2 protein-coding genes are annotated in these 1,574 nt (G+C 53.9%); both read right to left on the bottom strand.

Translation table 11 applies throughout. The features are described from left to right. Nucleotides 1-462 precede the first annotated feature (462 nt). Nucleotides 463-1,167: a nucleoside/nucleotide kinase family protein gene (locus tag AC1D1Z_RS37260; RefSeq protein ID WP_017968908.1), complete on the bottom strand. Its 705-nt coding sequence runs from the start codon at nt 1,165-1,167 to the stop codon at nt 463-465. 92 nt (nt 1,168-1,259) lie between these two features. After that, the coding region (locus tag AC1D1Z_RS37265; protein WP_477853834.1) for a hypothetical protein at nt 1,260-1,574 on the bottom strand (315 nt) is incomplete at its 5' end.

A 1,574-nucleotide genomic window follows, 5' to 3' on the forward strand; every position in this document is an offset into this window, starting at 1 on the left:
GTTCCAGGAGGAACCATGGAGAACCGGCCGGGAACTATTGGAGAGGCTTCAGTCCATTTATCCAGGTGAATATCTGGATGGCCTAATAAGGACGTGCAGCGGCGAGTGAAAGACTGGCGTCGGGATGGTGCGCATACGATGATCTTCGGAATCGACCCCAGCAGAACAACGGAGCTGCCCTAACGCGAAAGGAGCATTTTGGTGAGGCAATAGGCAGTTCATTCAGGAGCATTCTCCAATGAGGCAATACGAATCTCACCTTGTTTGCCGCTACGCACCGTGGGGCTTAAGCTGCGTGAACGGCTTTGCTTAAAGGGCGCCGCCCCTGCGGGCGTCTGTATGTTTTCTTACGAAGTTTTCGTTTCTTGTGCCTTCGGAGACCAATTATTTATGCTGTGACACTGCAGAAGGGCCGCCAATGGCAGCTGCCGATGTAAAGTGGGTTGGCGATTTGCAGTAATTTTATTCACACGGTGTAGCCTTCCTAGCCAGGTGGTATTCCTCGACGTCGTGTTGCGCGGCAATGTGCTGCAAAATGCAATCAACGACATCGGTATCGCGTGTATCCTCATTCTGAGGAACGACAAGCCAACCACGTTCGCAAGCCATCTCCTGCAAGACGTTCTGAATCTTTGTCTGATAGGCGCAGTAAGCGTCGCGCGGATCGCCGCGATAACCGTCCCAACGCCCCATCTCGGTCTCTTTGAAGACCGTGCGCCGGTGCCAAGATACATGCGGCTCTATCTCCAACAGGACGACGAGATCAGGCTCGGCAGCCCGATCGAAATAATCGAGAAGCTGGGCTCTGTCGATCTTCGCTCGGCAATGCGCTTTGGCGACCACTCTGAACTGCGAACCGTCCATAACGGTGATGAGATTGCCAAACCTGGGCTCTCTGCGAAGCATTTGGCCCACGGCAGAAAACCAGGATGCGAGCAAAAACAAATAAAAATGGGTTCCGAGCAGGTCAATCTTCGGTTCGCCCTGTTCAGGCCAAATGATTTCCTTTAGCAGGCGAAGCCGACTATCAGTGAAAGCGTCTCCGAACTCTATGTCGCTCTTATTCAAATAACGGGCCAGATACCCCCCATCACGCAGGTTATGAGCCAACTTTCGGGCAATATGAGTCTTGCCCGCTCCATCAATTCCTTCGATTGCTATAAGCATGCTCCACTACCTCCCGCAAATGGTCTGCGCTTATCGCAGTATTGCTGCCCGTTGATCGGCTCGGATTTTCGGATGTGTACTTCCGCGCCAGTTTATTGTGCGGCAATTGTCTGCACATCATGTAACTCCTCGGCCGCAGTTTCGCGAAGACATGCCGCGATGGAGGCCCCGACATAATGTCCGCTGACAAGGGCGGGGACGAGGCCGCGAAACCGGCCGACGACATCGCCGCAATACCAGATCCGCCCACTATGATTCTGCAAGGCGGCATCAACGGTCGGGAAGGCACCAACACCCTCGACTGATGGGAAAATGCAGACAGTCTCTGGCGTCGCCATGTCCGGAAACTGCGTGATGAGCATACGCGCGCTTTCGGCGAGGATCCTATAGAGTTCGGGATGTAATAG

It is taken from the genome of Rhizobium sp. P1_E1 (genome assembly GCF_056406015.1).